This is a genomic window from Chishuiella sp. (assembly GCF_032109125.1).
GTDB lineage: Bacteria > Bacteroidota > Bacteroidia > Flavobacteriales > Weeksellaceae > Empedobacter.
Map to the genome: position 1 here is coordinate 1 of NZ_DAMCLZ010000002.1, position 18,583 is coordinate 18,583.

General features: G+C 28.9%; 15 protein-coding genes and 1 riboswitch. Of the genes, 10 read left to right on the top strand and 5 right to left on the bottom strand.

Annotated elements, in window-relative coordinates; all coding sequences use genetic code 11:
- The first annotated feature begins 1,004 nt into the window (after window positions 1–1,004).
- Together RT575_RS02900 and RT575_RS02905 are read left to right on the top strand one after the other, a co-directional pair.
- Window positions 1,005–2,171, top strand: coding sequence for an MFS transporter (locus tag RT575_RS02900; RefSeq protein ID WP_313385117.1), 1,167 nt, complete (start codon window positions 1,005–1,007; stop codon window positions 2,169–2,171).
- Between the two features lie 53 nt (window positions 2,172–2,224).
- Complete coding sequence (locus tag RT575_RS02905) at window positions 2,225–2,548, top strand: hypothetical protein (RefSeq protein ID WP_313578681.1); 324 nt, start codon at window positions 2,225–2,227, stop codon at window positions 2,546–2,548.
- Window positions 2,549–2,596: 48 nt separating this feature from the next.
- Here the strand turns inward: RT575_RS02905 and lysA are convergent, their stop codons facing one another.
- Complete coding sequence (gene lysA, locus RT575_RS02910; RefSeq protein WP_313385120.1) at window positions 2,597–3,808, bottom strand: diaminopimelate decarboxylase; 1,212 nt, start codon at window positions 3,806–3,808, stop codon at window positions 2,597–2,599.
- A 364-nt stretch (window positions 3,809–4,172) separates the two neighbouring features.
- Between lysA and RT575_RS02915 the strand changes: the two genes are divergently transcribed.
- The 8 genes from RT575_RS02915 (at window position 4,173) to RT575_RS02950 (ending at window position 13,119) form a co-directional block, all read left to right on the top strand.
- A complete protein-coding gene (locus tag RT575_RS02915; protein ID WP_313385122.1) occupies window positions 4,173–4,640 on the top strand; it encodes a septal ring lytic transglycosylase RlpA family protein in 468 nt (155 codons plus the stop codon).
- Between the two features lie 276 nt (window positions 4,641–4,916).
- Complete coding sequence (locus tag RT575_RS02920) at window positions 4,917–7,049, top strand: Tex family protein (protein ID WP_313578683.1); 2,133 nt, start codon at window positions 4,917–4,919, stop codon at window positions 7,047–7,049.
- Between the two features lie 387 nt (window positions 7,050–7,436).
- Window positions 7,437–8,447, top strand: coding sequence for a hypothetical protein (locus RT575_RS02925; protein WP_313578684.1), 1,011 nt, complete (start codon window positions 7,437–7,439; stop codon window positions 8,445–8,447).
- Window positions 8,448–8,460: 13 nt separating this feature from the next.
- Window positions 8,461–8,988 carry a hypothetical protein gene (locus tag RT575_RS02930; RefSeq protein ID WP_313578685.1) on the top strand — a complete coding sequence of 176 codons (528 nt, stop codon included), beginning with the start codon at window positions 8,461–8,463 and terminating at the stop codon, window positions 8,986–8,988.
- 11 nt (window positions 8,989–8,999) lie between these two features.
- Window positions 9,000–9,743, top strand: a complete 744-nt coding sequence (locus tag RT575_RS02935; RefSeq protein WP_313578686.1) for a DUF6882 domain-containing protein — start codon at window positions 9,000–9,002, stop codon at window positions 9,741–9,743.
- A 96-nt stretch (window positions 9,744–9,839) separates the two neighbouring features.
- A complete protein-coding gene (locus RT575_RS02940) occupies window positions 9,840–10,775 on the top strand; it encodes an alpha/beta hydrolase (RefSeq protein WP_313578688.1) in 936 nt (311 codons plus the stop codon).
- Between the two features lie 119 nt (window positions 10,776–10,894).
- Entirely contained in the window at window positions 10,895–11,404 is a 510-nt protein-coding gene (locus tag RT575_RS02945) for a superoxide dismutase family protein (protein WP_313578690.1), read from the top strand.
- Between the two features lie 307 nt (window positions 11,405–11,711).
- A riboswitch (Fluoride riboswitch) is annotated at window positions 11,712–11,781 on the top strand.
- A gap of 30 nt (window positions 11,782–11,811) precedes the next feature.
- On the top strand, window positions 11,812–13,119 hold the full coding sequence (locus tag RT575_RS02950; protein ID WP_313578692.1) for a voltage-gated chloride channel family protein: 1,308 nt from the start codon (window positions 11,812–11,814) through the stop codon (window positions 13,117–13,119).
- 199 nt (window positions 13,120–13,318) lie between these two features.
- Here the strand turns inward: RT575_RS02950 and RT575_RS02955 are convergent, their stop codons facing one another.
- The 4 genes from RT575_RS02955 to RT575_RS02970 form a co-directional block, all read right to left on the bottom strand.
- A complete protein-coding gene (locus tag RT575_RS02955) occupies window positions 13,319–14,641 on the bottom strand; it encodes an MATE family efflux transporter (protein WP_313579158.1) in 1,323 nt (440 codons plus the stop codon).
- Window positions 14,642–14,659: 18 nt separating this feature from the next.
- A complete protein-coding gene (locus RT575_RS02960) occupies window positions 14,660–15,046 on the bottom strand; it encodes a hypothetical protein (RefSeq protein ID WP_313375542.1) in 387 nt (128 codons plus the stop codon).
- 96 nt (window positions 15,047–15,142) lie between these two features.
- Complete coding sequence (gene aroB, locus RT575_RS02965) at window positions 15,143–16,198, bottom strand: 3-dehydroquinate synthase (RefSeq protein ID WP_313375541.1); 1,056 nt, start codon at window positions 16,196–16,198, stop codon at window positions 15,143–15,145.
- Window positions 16,199–16,342: 144 nt separating this feature from the next.
- Window positions 16,343–18,583, bottom strand: a complete 2,241-nt coding sequence (locus RT575_RS02970; RefSeq protein WP_313578694.1) for a multicopper oxidase family protein — start codon at window positions 18,581–18,583, stop codon at window positions 16,343–16,345.

Consider the following 18,583-nt stretch of genomic DNA (forward strand, 5'->3'; position numbering starts at 1 on the left):
GCTTATAATTTACGTAATATGTACAATGTACAAAGTATTCGGGGTTGTTAAGTTTAAAATAAATGTATTACTTAGAACTAACAACTTATAACTTCTAATTTAGTTTTTCAGTTATTAGATACTTACATCTTAAGTTTGAAAAACATTAATAAAGAATAAAAGTTATAGGTTTAAAATTGGAAATATAGAACTATATTTGATTATAATGCTTATAAGGAAGTTTACGATTAATTATGTTTATTATTTATCAATTTATTTTGCTATTATTTTGTGTATTTATGTACATATTTTATCACCTACACATTCAACATATTTGATATATCAATATTATCATTTTTTTTTATTATAATATTTAATATATTCTTTTTATTTTCAGATTTCAAAGTTGAAAAAAACTCTATTGTTTTTAAAAACTTATTTAAAAAGAAATATTACCATAAAGATGATTTTAGAGAAATAACTAAATATTTTTTTTATTTTAAAAAAATAGAAATGAATGATGATAAATCATATATAGTTTGGGATATTTTAGAAAGTATAGAATATAAATAATAGAATGAGTAAAAGCATTGTTTTATTTGTAGCAATAAAATTATATTTTTTTAAGAAGTCTTTAAATTTTTTAGTAGCCAGTATTTTATCATTATTTTAAAAACTATTGTTTTAAATTCTATATCAGGTCTTCTAGATTTTAGTTATATAGTGTTTAAGTTTTTCAGTTATTAGTTTTTAATAATTAAACGTATTATGTAAAACTTATAACTTAGAATTACTTCTTCTAGTTTCTAAATTCAGACTTCCTAAGTTGCAATAGGGATTGCAGTGAAAATCCTTTTATAAACTGATGGCTGAAGGTAGTCGAAGTCTGTTTGGAAAGATTGTAACATAAAGCCTATTCCGAAGGGATTGCCTAAAATTATTAATATTTAAGTATAATTATTAATTTCTTAATTTTTTAAAAATTATCTGATGTACATTTGCAAAAATTATTCTAATTAACATTGATGCAGACAACAGAGTTTACTTCTCAGCAAAAAAATAGAATCAGAATAGCTGTTTCTTTATTTTATTTTTCTCAGGGATTGGCTTTTTCTTCTTGGGCAAGTCGTATTCCTACAATAAAACAAGCACTTGGTATTACTGAAGGACAATTAGGAACTTTATTGCTTATGATGCCAATTGGTCAACTATGTACAATGGTTTTATCTGGTAAATTAGTTTCTAAATATGGAAGTAGAAATGTATTACGAATAGTAGTATTAATTTATCCTCTTATTTTATGTTTAATTGGTTTTGCTCAAAATTTTTATCAATTAGCATTAGCATTATTCTTTTTTGGAGTTTTAGGAAATATGTGTAATATATCTGTGAATACACAAGGGGTTGAAGTTGAGAAAATATTTGGTAAGTCAATCATGTCTTCTTTTCATGGAGCATGGAGTATAGCTGGTTTTACTGGCGCATTGATAGGTTTATTAATGATGAATTTGAATATAGGCACTCCAATACATTTTATAATTATTTATTGTATTATAATAGTTAATTGGTTGATTAATTCTAAGTTTTTACTAAACTCAACAGGTGCAGTAAAAACAACTGAAAAAAAATCTTTTTTTTCTAAACCAGAAGGAGTTCTTGTTCAGCTAGGTATTATTGGTTTTTTAAGTATGGCTACTGAAGGAGCTATGTTTGATTGGAGTGGAGTTTATTTTCAGGATATAGTTAAGGCTCCTGAAAATTTAGTAGTTGTAGGATATGCATCTTTTATGGTAATGATGGCTACAGGACGTTTTATTGGAGACTATTTTATAAGTAAATATGGTAAGAAACGTATTATGCAAATTAGTGGTTTTTTTATGTCATCTGGATTATTACTTTCAGTTTTTTTTCCTCAGCTTATTGTTTGTACACTTGCTTTTATGATGGTAGGTTTAGGAGTTGCTTGTAACGTACCAACAGTTTATAGTGTTGCTGCAAAAAGTACAAAAGGAGCTGCTGGTGTTGCATTAGCAACAGTATCTAGTGTTTCTTTCCTAGGTTTTTTAATGGGACCTCCGTTAATTGGGTATATAGCTGAACTATTTGATCTGAGATATTCTTATGCATTGTTTGCATGTTTTGGACTTATTATGATTATTATGGTTGGACGTATGAAAGCTTTTAAAGAATAAAATAATGTATAACAGATATTTTTGTAACTTGTAGTATTATTTGATATTGCATTATGAAGAATTTATTTATTATTTTTTTACCATTATTAACATTTGCTCAAGGGAATTTTGATAAAAATAATAAGTTATCATTTTCTTTTAATCAAACAAATAAATATTTAAGTCATACTTATAAACAAGATTTATCCATAAAAATGAGTAATGAGTTAATAAAAAATAATTTATTTAATCAAACAAATAGTATACGTTTTTTTACTCCTTTAGAAAATCAAGATGATAAAATTCTTTATGAATATGATGATAAAAAAAGTGTTAGTGAAAATCTTGCTCTAGAGATTATACATACTATTTTCTTTAGTAAGAAAAAACATTTCTAAAAATATACATAAAAGCTCAATCCTAGGATTGAGCTTTTATGTATATTTTTAGAATTTTATATCTTCTGTTGTAGTAATTAAATCTTGAATTGTTTCACGACGACGAATTAAATAATCTTTATCATCAATTAATAAAACTTCTGCAGGTTTTAAACGTGAATTATAGTTTGATGCCATAGAAAAACAATATGCTCCAGCATTATGGAAACATAATACATCTCCTTCACTAATTTGATTAATTTTACGATTTGTACCAAAGGTATCTGTTTCACAAATATAACCAACAACTGTATAATAGCGGCTACGACCTTCTGGATTAGAAATATTTTCTATTTCGTGGTGAGCACTATAAAACATAGGACGAATTAAGTGATTGAAACCAGTATCTATTCCTGCAAAAACAGTAGAAGTTGTTTGTTTTACAACATTCACAGAAGCTAAGAAACTTCCAGCTTCGGAAACCATGAATTTACCTGGTTCGAACATTAATGTTAATGGTTTTCCATACGATTTTTCGAAATCATTGAAACGTTTTGATAAACGCTCTCCTAAATATTCAATATCTGTTTCTGCTGCACCTGGATAATAAGGAACTTTGAATCCTGAACCAAAATCGATGTAAGATAAGTTTTTGAATTCTGCTGCTACTTCGAATAATATTTCTGCTCCTTGTAAGAAAACATCAATATCTAAAATATCAGAACCTGTATGCATGTGTACTCCATCTAAATGTAAACCAGTATTTTCTACAACACGTTTGATATGTGGTAATTGATGAATAGATATTCCGAATTTAGAATCGATATGTCCTACAGAAATATTTGCATTTCCTCCAGCCATAATATGTGGATTGATACGAACACAAACAGGATAATTTGGATAATCTTGACCAAAAGTTTCTAATACTGTTAAATTATCAATATTAATACGTACTCCTAATTCTATTACTTGCTGAATTTCATGATAAGAAACTCCATTTGGAGTGTATATAATTTCTTTTGGTTTAAAACCAGCCATTAACCCTAATTCTACTTCTTGTATAGAAACAGTATCTAATCCTGAACCAAGAGATTTGAAATACTTTAAGATATTAAGATTAGTATTTGCCTTACATGCATAATTTAACTTTAAACGTTTGACAGTAGAAAATGCATTAGTCATTTTTTCATATTGCGATTTTATTTTATTCGCATCATATACATATAGTGGTGCACCATATTTTTGTACTAATTCTAATAGACGTTCTCTATTTAGTTCCATTTTATTATTTGTTTAAAGTTAAATTTGGTATGCAAAATTACATAATCCTATTCGTTTTCTGACGAAAATTCAAAATAAACTTAGTATAAATAATTTATTTTGAATTTTATATAGATTATTAAATGTAATTAAGAATTATATTCGATTATAAAGCATTTGTAGCTTTTACAATTCTTTATAAATATTAGAAATAATAGTTTTTACTCTGTTTATAAATTAAATTTACGATAGATCAATTAGAAATTACCTATAATTATTTAAAAAAATAGTAATTTGTGATTTCAATTATTTGAAATGAGAAGGATAATTTTTAATAATAATAATTAGAAAATAAGTTTGAAATAAATAATAGAAAATGATAAAAATGAAACTGAAAATACAAAGTTCACTACTATTACTATTTTTTACGTTTTGTGTAACCAAAGCAGAAATTATAGGAAATAAAAGAGATACAATTAATAATGATACTATTTCCATTTCTCGATTAGATAGTGCAGATGAATTTTATAGTTTTGATAATAACTATAGAAAACCGAAGAAGAAAAAAATTACAGGTAAAGCATCTTACTATTCAGATAAATACCAAAGAAAGAAAACTGCAAGTGGAGAAAAATATAAAAGAAGAAAAAAAACAGCTGCTCATAGAACTTTACCTTTTGGGACAAAAGTAAGAGTTAAAAATCTTGCCAATGGAAAATCAGTTAAAGTAAGAATTAATGATAGAGGACCTTTTGTTGCTGGTAGAGAAATAGATTTGAGTAAAAAAGCATTTTCGAAAATAGGGAATTTAAAAGATGGAATACTAAATGTAGAAATGACTATTCTGAATTAGATTTAGACCTTTCTGAAAAAAATAGTAATTTGCAGACTGAATGATAAATATACATTTGGGCTAAATTTTATGATTCCTTTTTGCGTTAGGGATTGCAGTGGAAATCCTTTTACAAACCGATGGTTGAGCGTAGTCGAAGTCTGTTTGTAAAAGATTGCAACGAAAAGCCCGACCTAAGGGAACGCCCAATTTATAAAGAAGTTGAATACATCAATTTTAAAATAATAAAAACAAATTATTCTATCATTCAATAAAATTTTAAACAGGACGCTTAACATGAATTTGACAACATACATTCATCATCAATTAAAAGACATTTCCGAAAAATCGATAGAGAACACCATCAATTGTTTGAACAACGATAATACAATTCCATTTATAGCGAGATATCGTAAGGAATTAACAGGGAATTTGGATGAAGTACAGATTTCGAACATCAAAAAATACAAAGCATTATTTGAAGAAATAGAAGCTAGAAAAAATTTCATTTTAACGACCTTAGATGAACAAAACCTACTAACGATAGAATTACAACAGCGTATTCAGAAAAGTTATGATTTGGTTCAGATAGAGGATTTATATCTTCCTTACAAAAAGAAAAGAAAAACAAAAGCTGCCATTGCCAAAGAAAAGGGATTGGAACCTTTGGCAAAAATCATTATGAAACAGAATAATATTTCTGATTTAGAAGATTTGGCAAAAAAATATATCAACTCAGAAGTTCCTACTTTGGAGGATGTTTATGCAGGAGCACAAGATATAATTGCGGAATGGATAAACGAAAATGAATATGTACGTAATAGATTACGAGGAATTTTCAGAAAATCGGCAATCATAGAAAGCAAATTGGTAAAAAGCAAAGCTGATGACGAAAAAGCAGCTACTTTTTCTAATTATTTCGATTATTCTGAAGCTCTAAAGAAAATAGCATCGCACCGATTATTGGCTATTTTGCGAGGAGAAAATGAAGGTTTCCTAAAAGTAGCGGTTAGTATAGAGAAAAAAGAAGCGATAGGTTTCTTAGAATATACGTTGATAAAATCTGTTCAGCCAGAAGTTTCTTGGGTAATAGAAGAAGCGATAAAAGATGCGTACAAGCGATTATTAGCTCCATCGATTTCTAATGAAATATTGAATGAAGCAAAGAAGAAAGCAGATGAAACATCGGTAGAAGTTTTCTCCAAAAACTTAAACCAACTGCTATTAGCTCCACCATTGGGAGAAAAAAGAATTTTAGCGATAGATCCTGGTTACAAATCGGGTTGTAAAGTAGTTGTTTTGGACGAACAAGGCGATTTGTTGCATAACGAAAACATTTATCCGCATGCTCCACAAAGCGAGAAAGCACAAGCTACAAAAAAACTAAAATCACTGGTGAATGCCTATGCAATAGATGCGATTTCTATAGGAAACGGAACAGCATCTCGAGAAACAGAACATTTGGTACAAAACATAGCCTTCGACCGTCCGCTGAAAGTATTTGTTGTGAACGAGGCAGGTGCATCTATTTATTCGGCATCGAAAATTGCACGAGACGAATTTCCTGACAAAGATGTTACTGTTCGTGGAGCAGTTTCTATTGGTCGTCGTTTGCAAGATCCGTTGGCAGAATTGGTAAAAATAGATCCTAAATCGATAGGTGTAGGGCAATATCAGCACGATGTCGACCAAACATTATTGAAAGATGAATTGAATGATGTTGTTTCTTTTTGTGTAAACAAAGTTGGTGTTAACCTGAATACTGCGAGTAAACATTTACTGAATTACGTTGCTGGAATAGGGGAAAAGATGGCAGAGAATATTGTGGCTTATAGAACAGAAAACGGAGCTTTCGAATCGAGAGAAGAATTGTTAAAAGTTCCTCGTTTGGGCGAAAAAGCTTTTCAACAAGCTTCGGCATTTCTTAGAATTCAGCAAGCTGCTAATCCGTTAGACAATTCTGCTGTTCACCCAGAATCTTATGCAATTGTCGAAAAAATGGCAAAAGACCTTAAGGTGCAAATAAAAGATTTAATAAAAGACAAAGAACTTATCAATCAGATAGATCTTACGAAGTATGTAACCAATTCTGTTGGTTTGCCTACGTTACAAGATATAAAAAACGAGTTGGAGAAACCAGGTTTAGATCCACGTTCTACAGCCAAAGTTTTTAGTTTTGATTCTAAATTAAAGAAATTCGAAGATTTACAATTGGGAATGAAAGTTCCAGGAATCATAAATAATATTACCAATTTTGGTTGTTTTGTAGACATAGGAATTAAAGAAAATGGATTGGTGCATATATCAAAAATATGCAACGAGTTTATTTCTGATGTTTCTACAAAAGTACATTTGCAACAACAAGTAGAAGTTACGGTTATTGGAATAGATACTGACAAGAAAAAAATTCAACTTTCTTTGATAGATTAGTTTTATTTGGGCGTTCCCTTCGGGCGGGCTTTTCATTACAATCTTTTCAACAACAAACGGGACTTTGCAAAGTCCCGTTTGTTGTTGAAAAGGATTTCTATTGTAATCTCTAACATGAATGTTTTTTATGAAAAAACATTCATTTATGGTTTTCCGTATTTTTATTTAAGTGTTTAGTTTTATTTTTGTGGGAGTGAGTTTAAAATAGTCAAGTTGTTTAAATTTCTAGTATAATTCATAACTATAGTGTCATTCATAATGTTTAAATTTTCATTTTGAATAGTTTATGAAATTTATAAAAAATTATATTTCGGCAGGCTCAACGTAACATAAAACAATAAAAACAAACAAGGATATAATTCATTACTATATCAAAAAAAATTTTAAATGAAAATTAAATTTTTATTTCTACTATGTTTAATTTACTTCAACTCTTTTGGTCAAAAAGTTATAAATGATGAAGTAACAAGTTTTGAAATTAATGATAAAAATCAAAAAATTGAATTTATTGTTTATGATAATAAACTAGAAGAAAAGAAATCAATTCTACTTTGGTGTCAAGGTTCATTACCTTATCCTATTTATGTAAATACAAATGATGGTTATTGGTTGATTGGAGGAGGAACTACAAATTTTGATATAGAATATATAAAAAAGTATTATCATTTGGTAGTGATATCAATGCCCGAAACACCATTAATAGTTAATGAAAATGAAATTAATGATTCTTATTGGTACTTTGGTAATTCAAAAGATAAGAATACACCAAGTATAGAATTTCAGAATGCAGATTATCTAGATAATTATGTTAATAGAGCAATCAAAGTTTTGAAGTATTTAAAAAAACAAAATTGGGTTGATAGTAAAAAAATAGTTGTAGCTGGTCACTCTCAAGGTAGTAAAGTTGCAACTAAAATAGCTAAGCAATATAAACATGTTTCAAAATTAGGATTATTTTCTCCCAATCCATTTGGTAGAATAGATCAAAACATAAGAGCATATAGAAAAAGAGCTGAAAATAAAGAAATTAATTGGGAAACTGCTTCAGATAATATAGAAAAAGAATATCAAATATATTATGATTCGTTTGATGAAGCAAAACGAAAAAAGTCTCCTTATTTAATTGCTTGGAATTCTTTTTCTGTTCCTTTAATAGATGATTGGTTAACATTTAATAAACCTATTTATATTGCTTATGGTACGAATGATATAGCATCAGAATTATGTGATTTAGTACCTCTTTATTTTATCAGAGAAAAAAAAGAAAATTTAACTTATAAAAGATATTTAAATTCTGAGCACAACTTTTTTCAAATTGACGAAAATGGTAAACCAGATCATCGTAATCCGAAATGGGTAGAAGTAATGAATAATTTTATAGATTGGTCTTTAAAATAATTTTTATTTACTGATGAATTTTATTGAAAGTATATCAAATTATGTTTTAGAGAATTTTACTGTAAAAGATTTACCAATGATTGGAATGATTGCTTTAACAGAAAATATTCAATCAGAATCTATTTACATTTTAGCTGGAATGAACGAAAATGATAATACATTTGAAATCTTACAGTATTTTAATTATAGTTTAAGTGAACTAAAAATTGTATTACCTTCTAAAATAGAATCAGCTAAAATTCTTACAAAATACTATTTAGGTAAAATAGTAAATAATCCAGATAATGCGTTCGAAATTATGAATAAGCTGAATAATGAAGTTTATATGCAAATGAATTGGGATTTTAAAAATTGTAAGAGAGAATATATTGGAGAAGAATTATATCTTGAACATCTTTATACTTGGTATCGTGAAATTCAAGATTGGAATGACGGAGCAAAGCTTTTGTATTATGACAATTTAACTCGTAATGAACAACGAATAAAATTTCAAGAAAACTTGGTAATTGAAGCAAACAAAGTTTTAAATACAAATTATTAAATTTCAAAAAAATGCTTGATTATAATGAATTTTCTCAGTCTGAATTAAATAAATTAATTCCAATTCAAGATAGGTTTAAAGAGAAATATAAAATAGATTCTTTTTCGAATTGGTTCTATGACGATGATTTAAAAATTATAAGATTATATAATGATGATAAACATGAAATTTTCTTCAAATATATTCCAATAGGGACTTATTCTTTAAAATCAGAAACTTGGATGTGGATCTGGTTTAATAATGATGAAAACAATGCAGAAACATTTAAAATCAAAAATTTTGGATTAGAAAATAATTATAGAAAATTGTACGAAGGTACTTTTCCTAGTGATATATATGATGGTTGGGAATTATTAGCAATAAGTTTTAATATTTTAGATGGAATAGGAGTATATACACTAAATACAGAGAATTTAAATTATTATTTGCTCTTAATTGAAAATTTGAATTCAGAAAATGATTCAGCCGTAAAAATTTTAAAACAACAAGTATTACATTGCCCGAATCATGGTTTACAAAGAAAAGCTTTTGTTTGTCAACATTTAAATTTAGAAAAACCTGTGGGCTTTATAGAAGCATTTGATACTTACCCTAAAATGGAATTAGAAGATGATGAAGATCTTCAAGCTTGGTGTAATGATTGTGAAAATATAAGACGTAAATATAATGGATGGAATGAGGAATCTGAACAATACGCACAAATAAAATTAATATGTGAAAATTGTTACTTCGAAATTAAAAATATCAATCAATAATTTTTTGAATGTAAATGATATAATTAATAATATAGCATTAGGATAAAACTAAAAGGAATAAATTTTGATAATTTTTTATCACGTAAAAAAACTATTATGTCATTTAGTGAACACTCATCATATCATTCTAATATAGATAATACTAAACTTTTTTATACCTTATTTATTCCAGAAAATACAGATGTAAAAGCAACACTTATCATTTTACATGGAATGCAGGAACATAGTGGACGATACAGAGAGTTAGCAATCAAATGTACAGAATTAGGTTTAGCAGTGCTTACTTATGATCATGTAGGACATGGAAAATCGGTGAATAATAAGCACGATTTTGGGTTTTTTAGAAAAAATAATCCTGCTGAAAAATTAATAAATGATGCCGATATAATGAGTGATTTAATAGAACAGAAATATCCTGCTATTCCTCACTTTATTTTAGGACATTCTATGGGGTCTTTTATTACACGATGTTTATTGCAACAAAAAAGTAATAAATTTTCTGGCGCTATTATCGTTGGTACAGGAGGATCTAAATTTGGAATAGGAATCTTGAAAACTTATTTTTTTATTACGAATTGCATCGCTTCAAAAAGAAAAACTTACTTTAATACCTTATTCAATAAGGTAAATAATTCTCATTTCAAAAAAGATAAAGATTATAGTCCTGTTAGTTGGCTGAGTCTTAATAAAGATAACAGACAAAAATTTCTTGATGATTCTTTATGTGGTTTACCTTTCACGAATAATGCTTATTATGCTCTGTTTTCAGTTTACAAACAAGCAACAAATAGAAATTGGGCGAACTCAATATCTAAATCCTTTCCATTTCTTTTTGTAAGTGGAGAAGAAGATCCGATAGGAGATTTTAGTAAGGGAGTTATTAAAACTATCGATCAATTGAGAGAAGATGGTTTTATAAATGTAGCATTTAAAATATTTCCTAAAATGCGTCATGAAATTTTATTAGAAGATAATCGAGAGCATGTCATTACTACAATTATTGATTGGATTGACCATGAATGTAATTATTAATGAAAATTAAATGAATAATTAAAAACAGTGCATAAAATAGTAATTGATATTTTAACACTAAAGGTTTATTAACTACTATCAAGTTTTGTAAATTTACTTTAACATTAAACTATTTTAAAATGAATAAAATAAAAACAATAGGTTTAGGATTATTAACAATTTTTGTTGTTTCATCATGTTCTTCAACAAAAAAAGTATATACTATAGCAGCTAAAAGTGATACAAAAACAAATGGAATTGTAACATTTAAAGAAAAAGGGAATATTGTTACCATGGAACTTGATGTAAAAGGTTTAACTCCTGGTGAGCACGCTATCCATATTCACGAGAAAGCAGATTGTTCAGCTCCTGATGGAACATCAACTGGTGGACATTGGAATCCGGGACATACAGATCATGGTAAGTGGGATGTAGGACATTTTCACCTTGGAGATATAGGTAATCTAGTTGCGAACGAAAAAGGAGAAGCTAAATTGACTTTCAAAACTGATAAATGGTGTTTGACTTGTAATGATGAATCAAAGAAAATTATTGGTCATGGATTAATTATTCATTCTACAAAAGATGATTTCCATACTCAACCTACTGGAAATGCAGGTGGTCGTGTTGGTTGTGTAGAAATTAAATAATTTCAACTGAAATCCTATTTATTTTCTAAGGGCAATTGCTACCCACCGTGCTTTATCGCTATATCTTTTTAGATTAGGCATTGCATTTCGATTTGGTCATTGAGCAAAGTCGAAATAAAAAACTAAGTCAAAATTGCCCAATCTAAAAAGGATGTCGCTTCAATCACTATTGCAAATGAATGCCTAATAATAAATTAATTACATAGTAATAATTATTATTAGGCATTATTCAAAAAAAAATGTTTTAAAAAATTATTTATAAAGAAAAATTTTACATTCAAAATAAAAAATATTTTATACATTTGATTCTATATAAGGAAATGGTGTTCTTCCTTTGATAAACCGCTTATAAAGAAGCTGATGACGCCTGATGAGTTAAATAAATTAATAATTTAATCAGGTAGATTATGTCAAAAAATAATAAAAAATCATTCAGCGAAAAATCAATTGTAAATTTTCTTTTTAATACGTTTCCTTCTTTTTCATATATTTTAAAATGGACTGCAATCAGTTTAATTATAGCTTCGTTTATAGGAACAGCTTCTGCGCTATTTTTAATTTCTTTGAATTGGGCAACTGATTTCAGAACATCTCATGAATGGTTAATTTACTTTTTACCTCTTGCAGGATTTATAGTTGGAGCAATTTATTATTATTACGGAAAAGATGCTGAGGCAGGAAATAATCTTTTAATTGATACTATTCATGAACCAACAAAGGAAAAAATTCCATTAAAAATGGCTCCTTTGGTTTATATTGGAACAATTGTAACACACTTTTTTGGAGGTTCTGCGGGTAGAGAAGGAACAGCTTTACAAATGGCAGGATCTATAGCAGATCAATTTTCAAAACCTTTTAGATTAAAACCTTCAGATCGATCGATTCTTATTATCACAGCTGTTGCAGCAGGATTTGGTTCTGTTTTTGGAACACCTTTGGCTGGAACTATTTTTGGTTTAGAATTTTATCTGATAGGTAGAATTCGTTATAATGCGATTTTTCCTGCACTTATTTCTGCTGTTATTGCAGATAATGTATGTAAATTATGGGGAGCTCATCATACACTTTATCATATTACTGCCATTATTCCAAATCTTTCTTTTCCGACTATATTTTATGCAATTTTAGCAGGAATACTTTTTGGTTTATGTGCAATTGTATTTAGTCGAGGACTTTCTTCAACATCAAAATTATTCAAAACAAAAATAAAATATCCGCCACTTCGTCCTTTTGTTGGAGGAATTATTGTGGTATTGGGTGTTTTACTATTAGGAACAACCAAATACATAGGTTTAGGAATTCCAACAATAGTAGATTCATTTCAAGAACAATTACCTGCTTATGATTTTGCCTTTAAAATTATTTTTACAGTAATTACTTTAGCAGCTGGATTTAAAGGAGGAGAAGTTACACCATTGTTTTTTATTGGAGCGACTTTAGGAAATGCATTAGGTTATTTTATTCCTTTACCTCCAAGTTTGTTGGCAGGAATGGGATTTGTAGCTGTTTTTTCTGGTGCAACAAATACTCCAATTGCTTGTAGTATAATGGCGATAGAATTATTTGGTGCTGAATGCGGAATCTTTGTTTCTATTGCTTGTGTTGTTGCTTATTTAGTTTCGGGACATACAAGTATTTATGGTAAACAAATGATTGGAGAATCTAAAAATGAGAAATTTATTTTAGATGAAGGAAAACGAATAAATGAATTGTAATTCTGTAGTTAATTCATTTCAATCAAAATAAATTGACATGATTAATGATTTCTTATGATTTGAAAATGAATGATTAATAAAATTTTATTCGCGTTAGGGATTGTAGTGGAAATCCTTTTACAAACCGAAGACTGAGTTTAGTTGAAGTCTGTTTGTAAAAGATTGTAACGAAAAGCCCGCTCGAACGCCCAAAAATAGTTTAAAAATAATTTATTCTTTTTTTGAAAATGTAGATTAAAGGAAAACTTCTTAGAAACATCCAAACCCCAAAAGCAATCCATATTCCATAAATTTTAAAACCAAATAAATCGGTTAGATATAGAGTAGGTAAGAAGCCAAAAAATGTTGCTACAATTAAGTTATTGCGTAAAAGTTTTGCATCACCCATTCCTTTGAAAAATCCATCGAAAATATACGCTAATGTATTGATAGGTTGCATGAGTAAAACCAGCCAAAAAACTGAATTGAAAATGAGTAAAACGTTTTTATCTTGGTTGAAAATAGAACCTATTTTTCCATAAAATATAAAACAAATGAGGATAAGTCCACATGCAACTAAAATAGAATATTTTGAAATATCTTTGCTTAACGCCCAAAGTTTCGGATAATTTTTTTCGCCTAATAATCGTCCTGCCATTGCATTTCCTGCACCTGCATAACCATCGATAAAAAAGGAGAAGAAAAGCCAAATGTTCATTAAAATACTTTGTGCTGCGATATAATCTTTTCCATAGTCTGTTGCATAAGAATTTGCCATAAAGAAAGCTACGTTTAAAGAAGCTGTTCTTAAAATAAAATTAAAACTTAGAGAAACATACTTTCTGAAAAAAGGATGTATATGTGAACCAGGATTGAGTGAAAAGCTAGTTTTTGTAAAGTAATAATAGAATGCCATAATTACCATAATAAACTGAGCTATAAGACTTGCATAGGCTGCTCCTTTGATATGAAAGGCTGGAATAATTCCTTCTATTCCGAAAATGAGTATATAATCTAAAAAGACGTGTATAAATGCTGCTACTAAGCTACATTTCATTGCCCAAATGGTATTTTGTATTCCACGGAATGCACCAAATAGGGTAAGAGAGATAAGTGTTAATGGGAAACCAAATGCTCTTATTCGGTAATAGTCGATAGAGAATTGTAAAACAGTATCTTTTGCATGGTATAGACCAAAGATATGGTTTGCAAATATATAGGTTGGGAGAAGGATTACTAAACTAAGAAAGATATTAAAATACAATGCTTGTGGAACGAGATATTTTACTTCTTCTAATTTTTTGGCACCAAAACTTTGTGAAACCAAAGAAGATATAGAGGTTTTGGTTTGTGCAACAATCCAAATGATACCAGATAATAGCGAACCAACTAATCCTGTAGCAGCTAATGCTTCTACAGAATTTTCTTTCACATTACCAACCATTGCAATGTCGGTTAATGTGATTAAGGATTCTGCAATTCCAGAAAAAATAGCTGGAATTGCTAATTGATTAATTTGTTTAAAAGTTATTCTATCTTTTATAGAATTCATGGAGAATTTTTATTTTTCTCTGCGTCTGTAAACAGGTTTATTTTTAAAAAGTAAGCTCATCATGAATGCTGTAATACCAACCAATGTGAAATAACCTAAAAGTGGTAATCCTTGTATGTTATAACCATTGTATTTGAACATGAAAATACAGAATAGATAACCTGCAAGAACTGTATAATAGAATAACTTTTTCAGAGAACCGTAATTAAATTTTCCACGAATAAATTCGATTAGATTAAGGAATATTAAAAAGAAATAAACGTAAAAGAATATTTCTCGTAATGGATTTATTGGAAGATCTGTAGTTCTTACATTGACCATTAGGTTGTAATTATATGTACCATTATAAATTAATAGTAATAAAATAAGAACAATGATTAGACGAGTAATTTTCATGATTAAATTTACTGAAAATATGTATTACATTAAAACAAAAAAAAGCTATAAAAATAGCTTTTTTGTAAATTATATATTTTTAATCTCCATAGGGGATTAAAAGCTTATCCATTGATTGTATTTTTCAAAAGCTTGTTTTATTTCTGCTTCTGTACAAATAATATCATAACGACAATGACCAATTTTGTTTACTAAACTAAAATTTATAGAACTGTTTTGGTTCTTTTTGTCATGTTTCATCCAAGCCATTAGGCTAGGGAATAATTTCATATCAATTGTGTTTAAAACATAAATAGATAAGAAACTTTCGCAAATTTCTTCTAAATCAGCTTTAGAAATTAACTCTTGTTCATAACTTAAAAATGATTCTATAATCATTCCAATAACAATAGCTTCTCCATGTAATAAAGGAAAATCTGTTTCTAAGGATTCACTTTCTATTGCATGACCAACTGTATGACCAAAATTTAATATTTTTCTTTCACCTTTCTCATAAGGATCGCTATCAACAACACTTTCTTTGATATGGATAGAATCCATAATAAAAGGAGCTAAAGATTCAGGATCATGTGTAGGTAATTGAACTAAGTTATCCCAATGATCTCTGTTTTTGATTAAACCATGTTTTAGCATTTCTGCTAAACCAGATTTTATTTGACGTTGATCTAGCGTTAATAAAAATTTAGGATCGATTAAAACCATTTCTGGTTGATTGAAAGTTCCAATCATGTTTTTCATTCCTTCTAAATCAATTCCATTTTTACCACCAGCAGAAGCATCTACCATAGATAATAATGTCGTTGGGATATTTACAAATTTAATTCCTCTTTTGAATGTAGAAGCCATAAAACCTCCCATATCAGTTAAAACACCTCCACCAACATTAATAACCAAAGAATGACGATCAGCATCTAGTTCACTTAAAGCTAACCAAAGGTTATTGACAGTTTCTATGTTTTTGTTCTCTTCTCCAGAATCAATTTCTAATATCTCATAAGCCGTAAGATTATCTAAATCGGCTAATAATAGAGGTAAACAATGTACATGCGTATTTTCATCTACTAAGAAAAAGATAGATGAAAAAGTATTCTTTGCAAGGTAATCGTCTAAAATATAAGCGATTGAACCAAAATGGATCGGAGCTGATTTCAAAATTCCAAAAAAATTATAAATGACTACAAAACTACGTAGACCTTTTGGTTCCGACCAAATAAATTGATAGTTTTATTTGAATGTTTTTTTTATCAATTTATTTGATCGAAACTTTTAAAAGCTATCTTGTAGTAAATGATTTGTTTAGTAAACAAGATTTAATCCGATACCAAATTTCATATCACTATCATAATGTGTTCTTAGTTGTAGATTTCGGTTTACAATGTAACTAAGTTCCCCCATATATTCTTTATCAGTATTCCACATAAAACCTGCACGAATACGTTTTGAAATAGGAATATCTTCTCGACCGACTTGTAAACGAACTTTTCCGTTATGATAAATTTCTGTTTGGAAATCGACTAACATCGGTAATCTATACACAAAACCAGCACTGAATAAACCTCTGTTACGATTTGTATCTTGACCAAATATATTTTTTTCTTTAGCGTGTTCTAATGATTTATATTTATTCAAATCAAATCCAACGAAAACTTGAAACCATTGGTTTTGATCTATAAATCGGCCTAAGTGAGTTTCAACTTCAATTCCATCTTGAGGTTTATATCCAATATTCCATTCAGAAGAAAGAACCCAACGTGCATTTTGTACCATAATTTGTCCATCTAAACCATTTGAAGCAAAATCATTTTGAGCAAAAAGATGTTTCATATTACTGTCCATTTGCAGCATTTTATACATGTGGTCTTTGTGATGAAAGTTTGGATTTTTATAATCACCAATATCAAAAACACGATTCATTCCAGCCATCATATGGTATAAAATATGACAATGAAAAAACCAATCACCTTCTGTATTTGCTTGAAATTCGATAACATCAGTTTCCATTGGCATAATATCCAATACATTTTTTAATGGTGAATATTCTCCATTTTTATTAAGAACTCGGAAGTCAAAACCATGTAAATGCATTGGATGACGCATCATGGAATTGTTGTATAAAGTAATACGAAGAATTTCTCCTTTTTTTACAGGAATTTTATCTGCTTCAGATAAAACTTTATTGTTCATACTCCAAACATAACGATTCATGTTACCAGTTAACTCGAAACGTAATTCTTTTACAGGTGCATCCTTTGGTAATTCTGTGTTATGTGGAGCACGTAACATTCCGTAGTTTAAAGTCGTGATATTTGGCAATTCAGTATTTTCATCAGAATCATTCATTCCCTTCATATCCTTCATTTTAGTTGAAGATTTTTTGGATTTCTTTTTTGCTTCACCAGTAATTTCAGGATACATCACTCGGTTCATATCCATTTGCTGTAAGTTCATTTTCATCCCCATGTCGTTCATAGAACCATTCATTTTCATCATATCATTCATCATCTTCATTCCCTCGAAATATTTTAATCTTCCAAGAGGTTCAAGCAATTGTTTTTTACCTTCTCCAATGAATAATGATGTAGATGCTATTCTATCTTCCGATGTTGCTTGTAATTCATAAGACAAACCACCTTCAGGAACAGTGACAATAACATCATAAGTTTCAGAAACACCAATAATTAATCGATCCACTTCAACTGGTTCTACATCTTGTCCGTCATTTGCAACAACAGTCATTTTTCCTCCACCATAACGTAACCAAAAGTAAGTTGAGTTAGAACCGTTAGAAATTCTCAAACGAACTTTATCTCCAGCTTTAAATTGTTTTAATTGACTTTCATTATGTCCGTTGATAGCAAATTTTTCATAATAAACATCACTCACATCCATTGCTAACATACGTTTCCATTCGTTAACGATTTTAGTTTTAAAATGACCTTCTTTTATCGCTTCAGCATAACTTTGTGTAGAACCTTTTTTTATTGCAAACCAATCGTTCGCATTCTGTAGCATACGTTGTACATTCTGTGGATTAAGGTCAGTCCAGTCAGATAGAATAACAGGAACTTCGGGTAAATCATCAATTCCTTTTCTGAAAGTAGGGTCGTCTTTTCTTTTCTTCAAGATAAGAGAACCATACATACCAACTTGCTCTTGGTAACCAGAATGACTATGGTACCAATGTGTTCCGTTTTGTATAATAGGGAACGTATACGTATAGGTTTCGCCAACTTCTATTGGCATTTGTGTTAACCAAGGAACACCATCTTCTTTGTTTGGTAACCATATCCCATGCCAATGCAGAGAAGTAGATTCTTTTTTCAATTCGTTATGAACGCGAATTACAGCAGTATCTCCTTCTGTAAACTCTAATATTGGCATCGGGATTTGACCATTTACAGCAATTGCTTTCTTTGGTTTTCCAGAATAGTTTACAATCGTATCACGAACATACAAATCATATTCGACTTTTTTTTGTGCATTTACATGCAAAGATATAAACCAAAGGAAGCCGAATATTTTGTATATATTTTTCAT

Bases quoted from the DNA above. Each gene is read 5' to 3' on its own strand.
- RT575_RS02900 (WP_313385117.1), top strand. From the start codon at position 1,005: ATGCAGACAACAGAGTTTACTTCTCAGCAAAAAAATAGAATCAGAATA.
- RT575_RS02905 (WP_313578681.1), top strand. From the start codon at position 2,225: ATGAAGAATTTATTTATTATTTTTTTACCATTATTAACATTTGCTCAA.
- lysA (WP_313385120.1), bottom strand. From the start codon at position 3,808: ATGGAACTAAATAGAGAACGTCTATTAGAATTAGTACAAAAATATGGT.
- RT575_RS02915 (WP_313385122.1), top strand. From the start codon at position 4,173: ATGAAACTGAAAATACAAAGTTCACTACTATTACTATTTTTTACGTTT.
- RT575_RS02920 (WP_313578683.1), top strand. From the start codon at position 4,917: ATGAATTTGACAACATACATTCATCATCAATTAAAAGACATTTCCGAA.
- RT575_RS02925 (WP_313578684.1), top strand. From the start codon at position 7,437: ATGAAAATTAAATTTTTATTTCTACTATGTTTAATTTACTTCAACTCT.
- RT575_RS02930 (WP_313578685.1), top strand. From the start codon at position 8,461: ATGAATTTTATTGAAAGTATATCAAATTATGTTTTAGAGAATTTTACT.
- RT575_RS02935 (WP_313578686.1), top strand. From the start codon at position 9,000: ATGCTTGATTATAATGAATTTTCTCAGTCTGAATTAAATAAATTAATT.
- RT575_RS02940 (WP_313578688.1), top strand. From the start codon at position 9,840: ATGTCATTTAGTGAACACTCATCATATCATTCTAATATAGATAATACT.
- RT575_RS02945 (WP_313578690.1), top strand. From the start codon at position 10,895: ATGAATAAAATAAAAACAATAGGTTTAGGATTATTAACAATTTTTGTT.
- RT575_RS02950 (WP_313578692.1), top strand. From the start codon at position 11,812: ATGTCAAAAAATAATAAAAAATCATTCAGCGAAAAATCAATTGTAAAT.
- RT575_RS02960 (WP_313375542.1), bottom strand. From the start codon at position 15,046: ATGAAAATTACTCGTCTAATCATTGTTCTTATTTTATTACTATTAATT.
- RT575_RS02970 (WP_313578694.1), bottom strand. From the start codon at position 18,583: ATGAAAAATATATACAAAATATTCGGCTTCCTTTGGTTTATATCTTTG.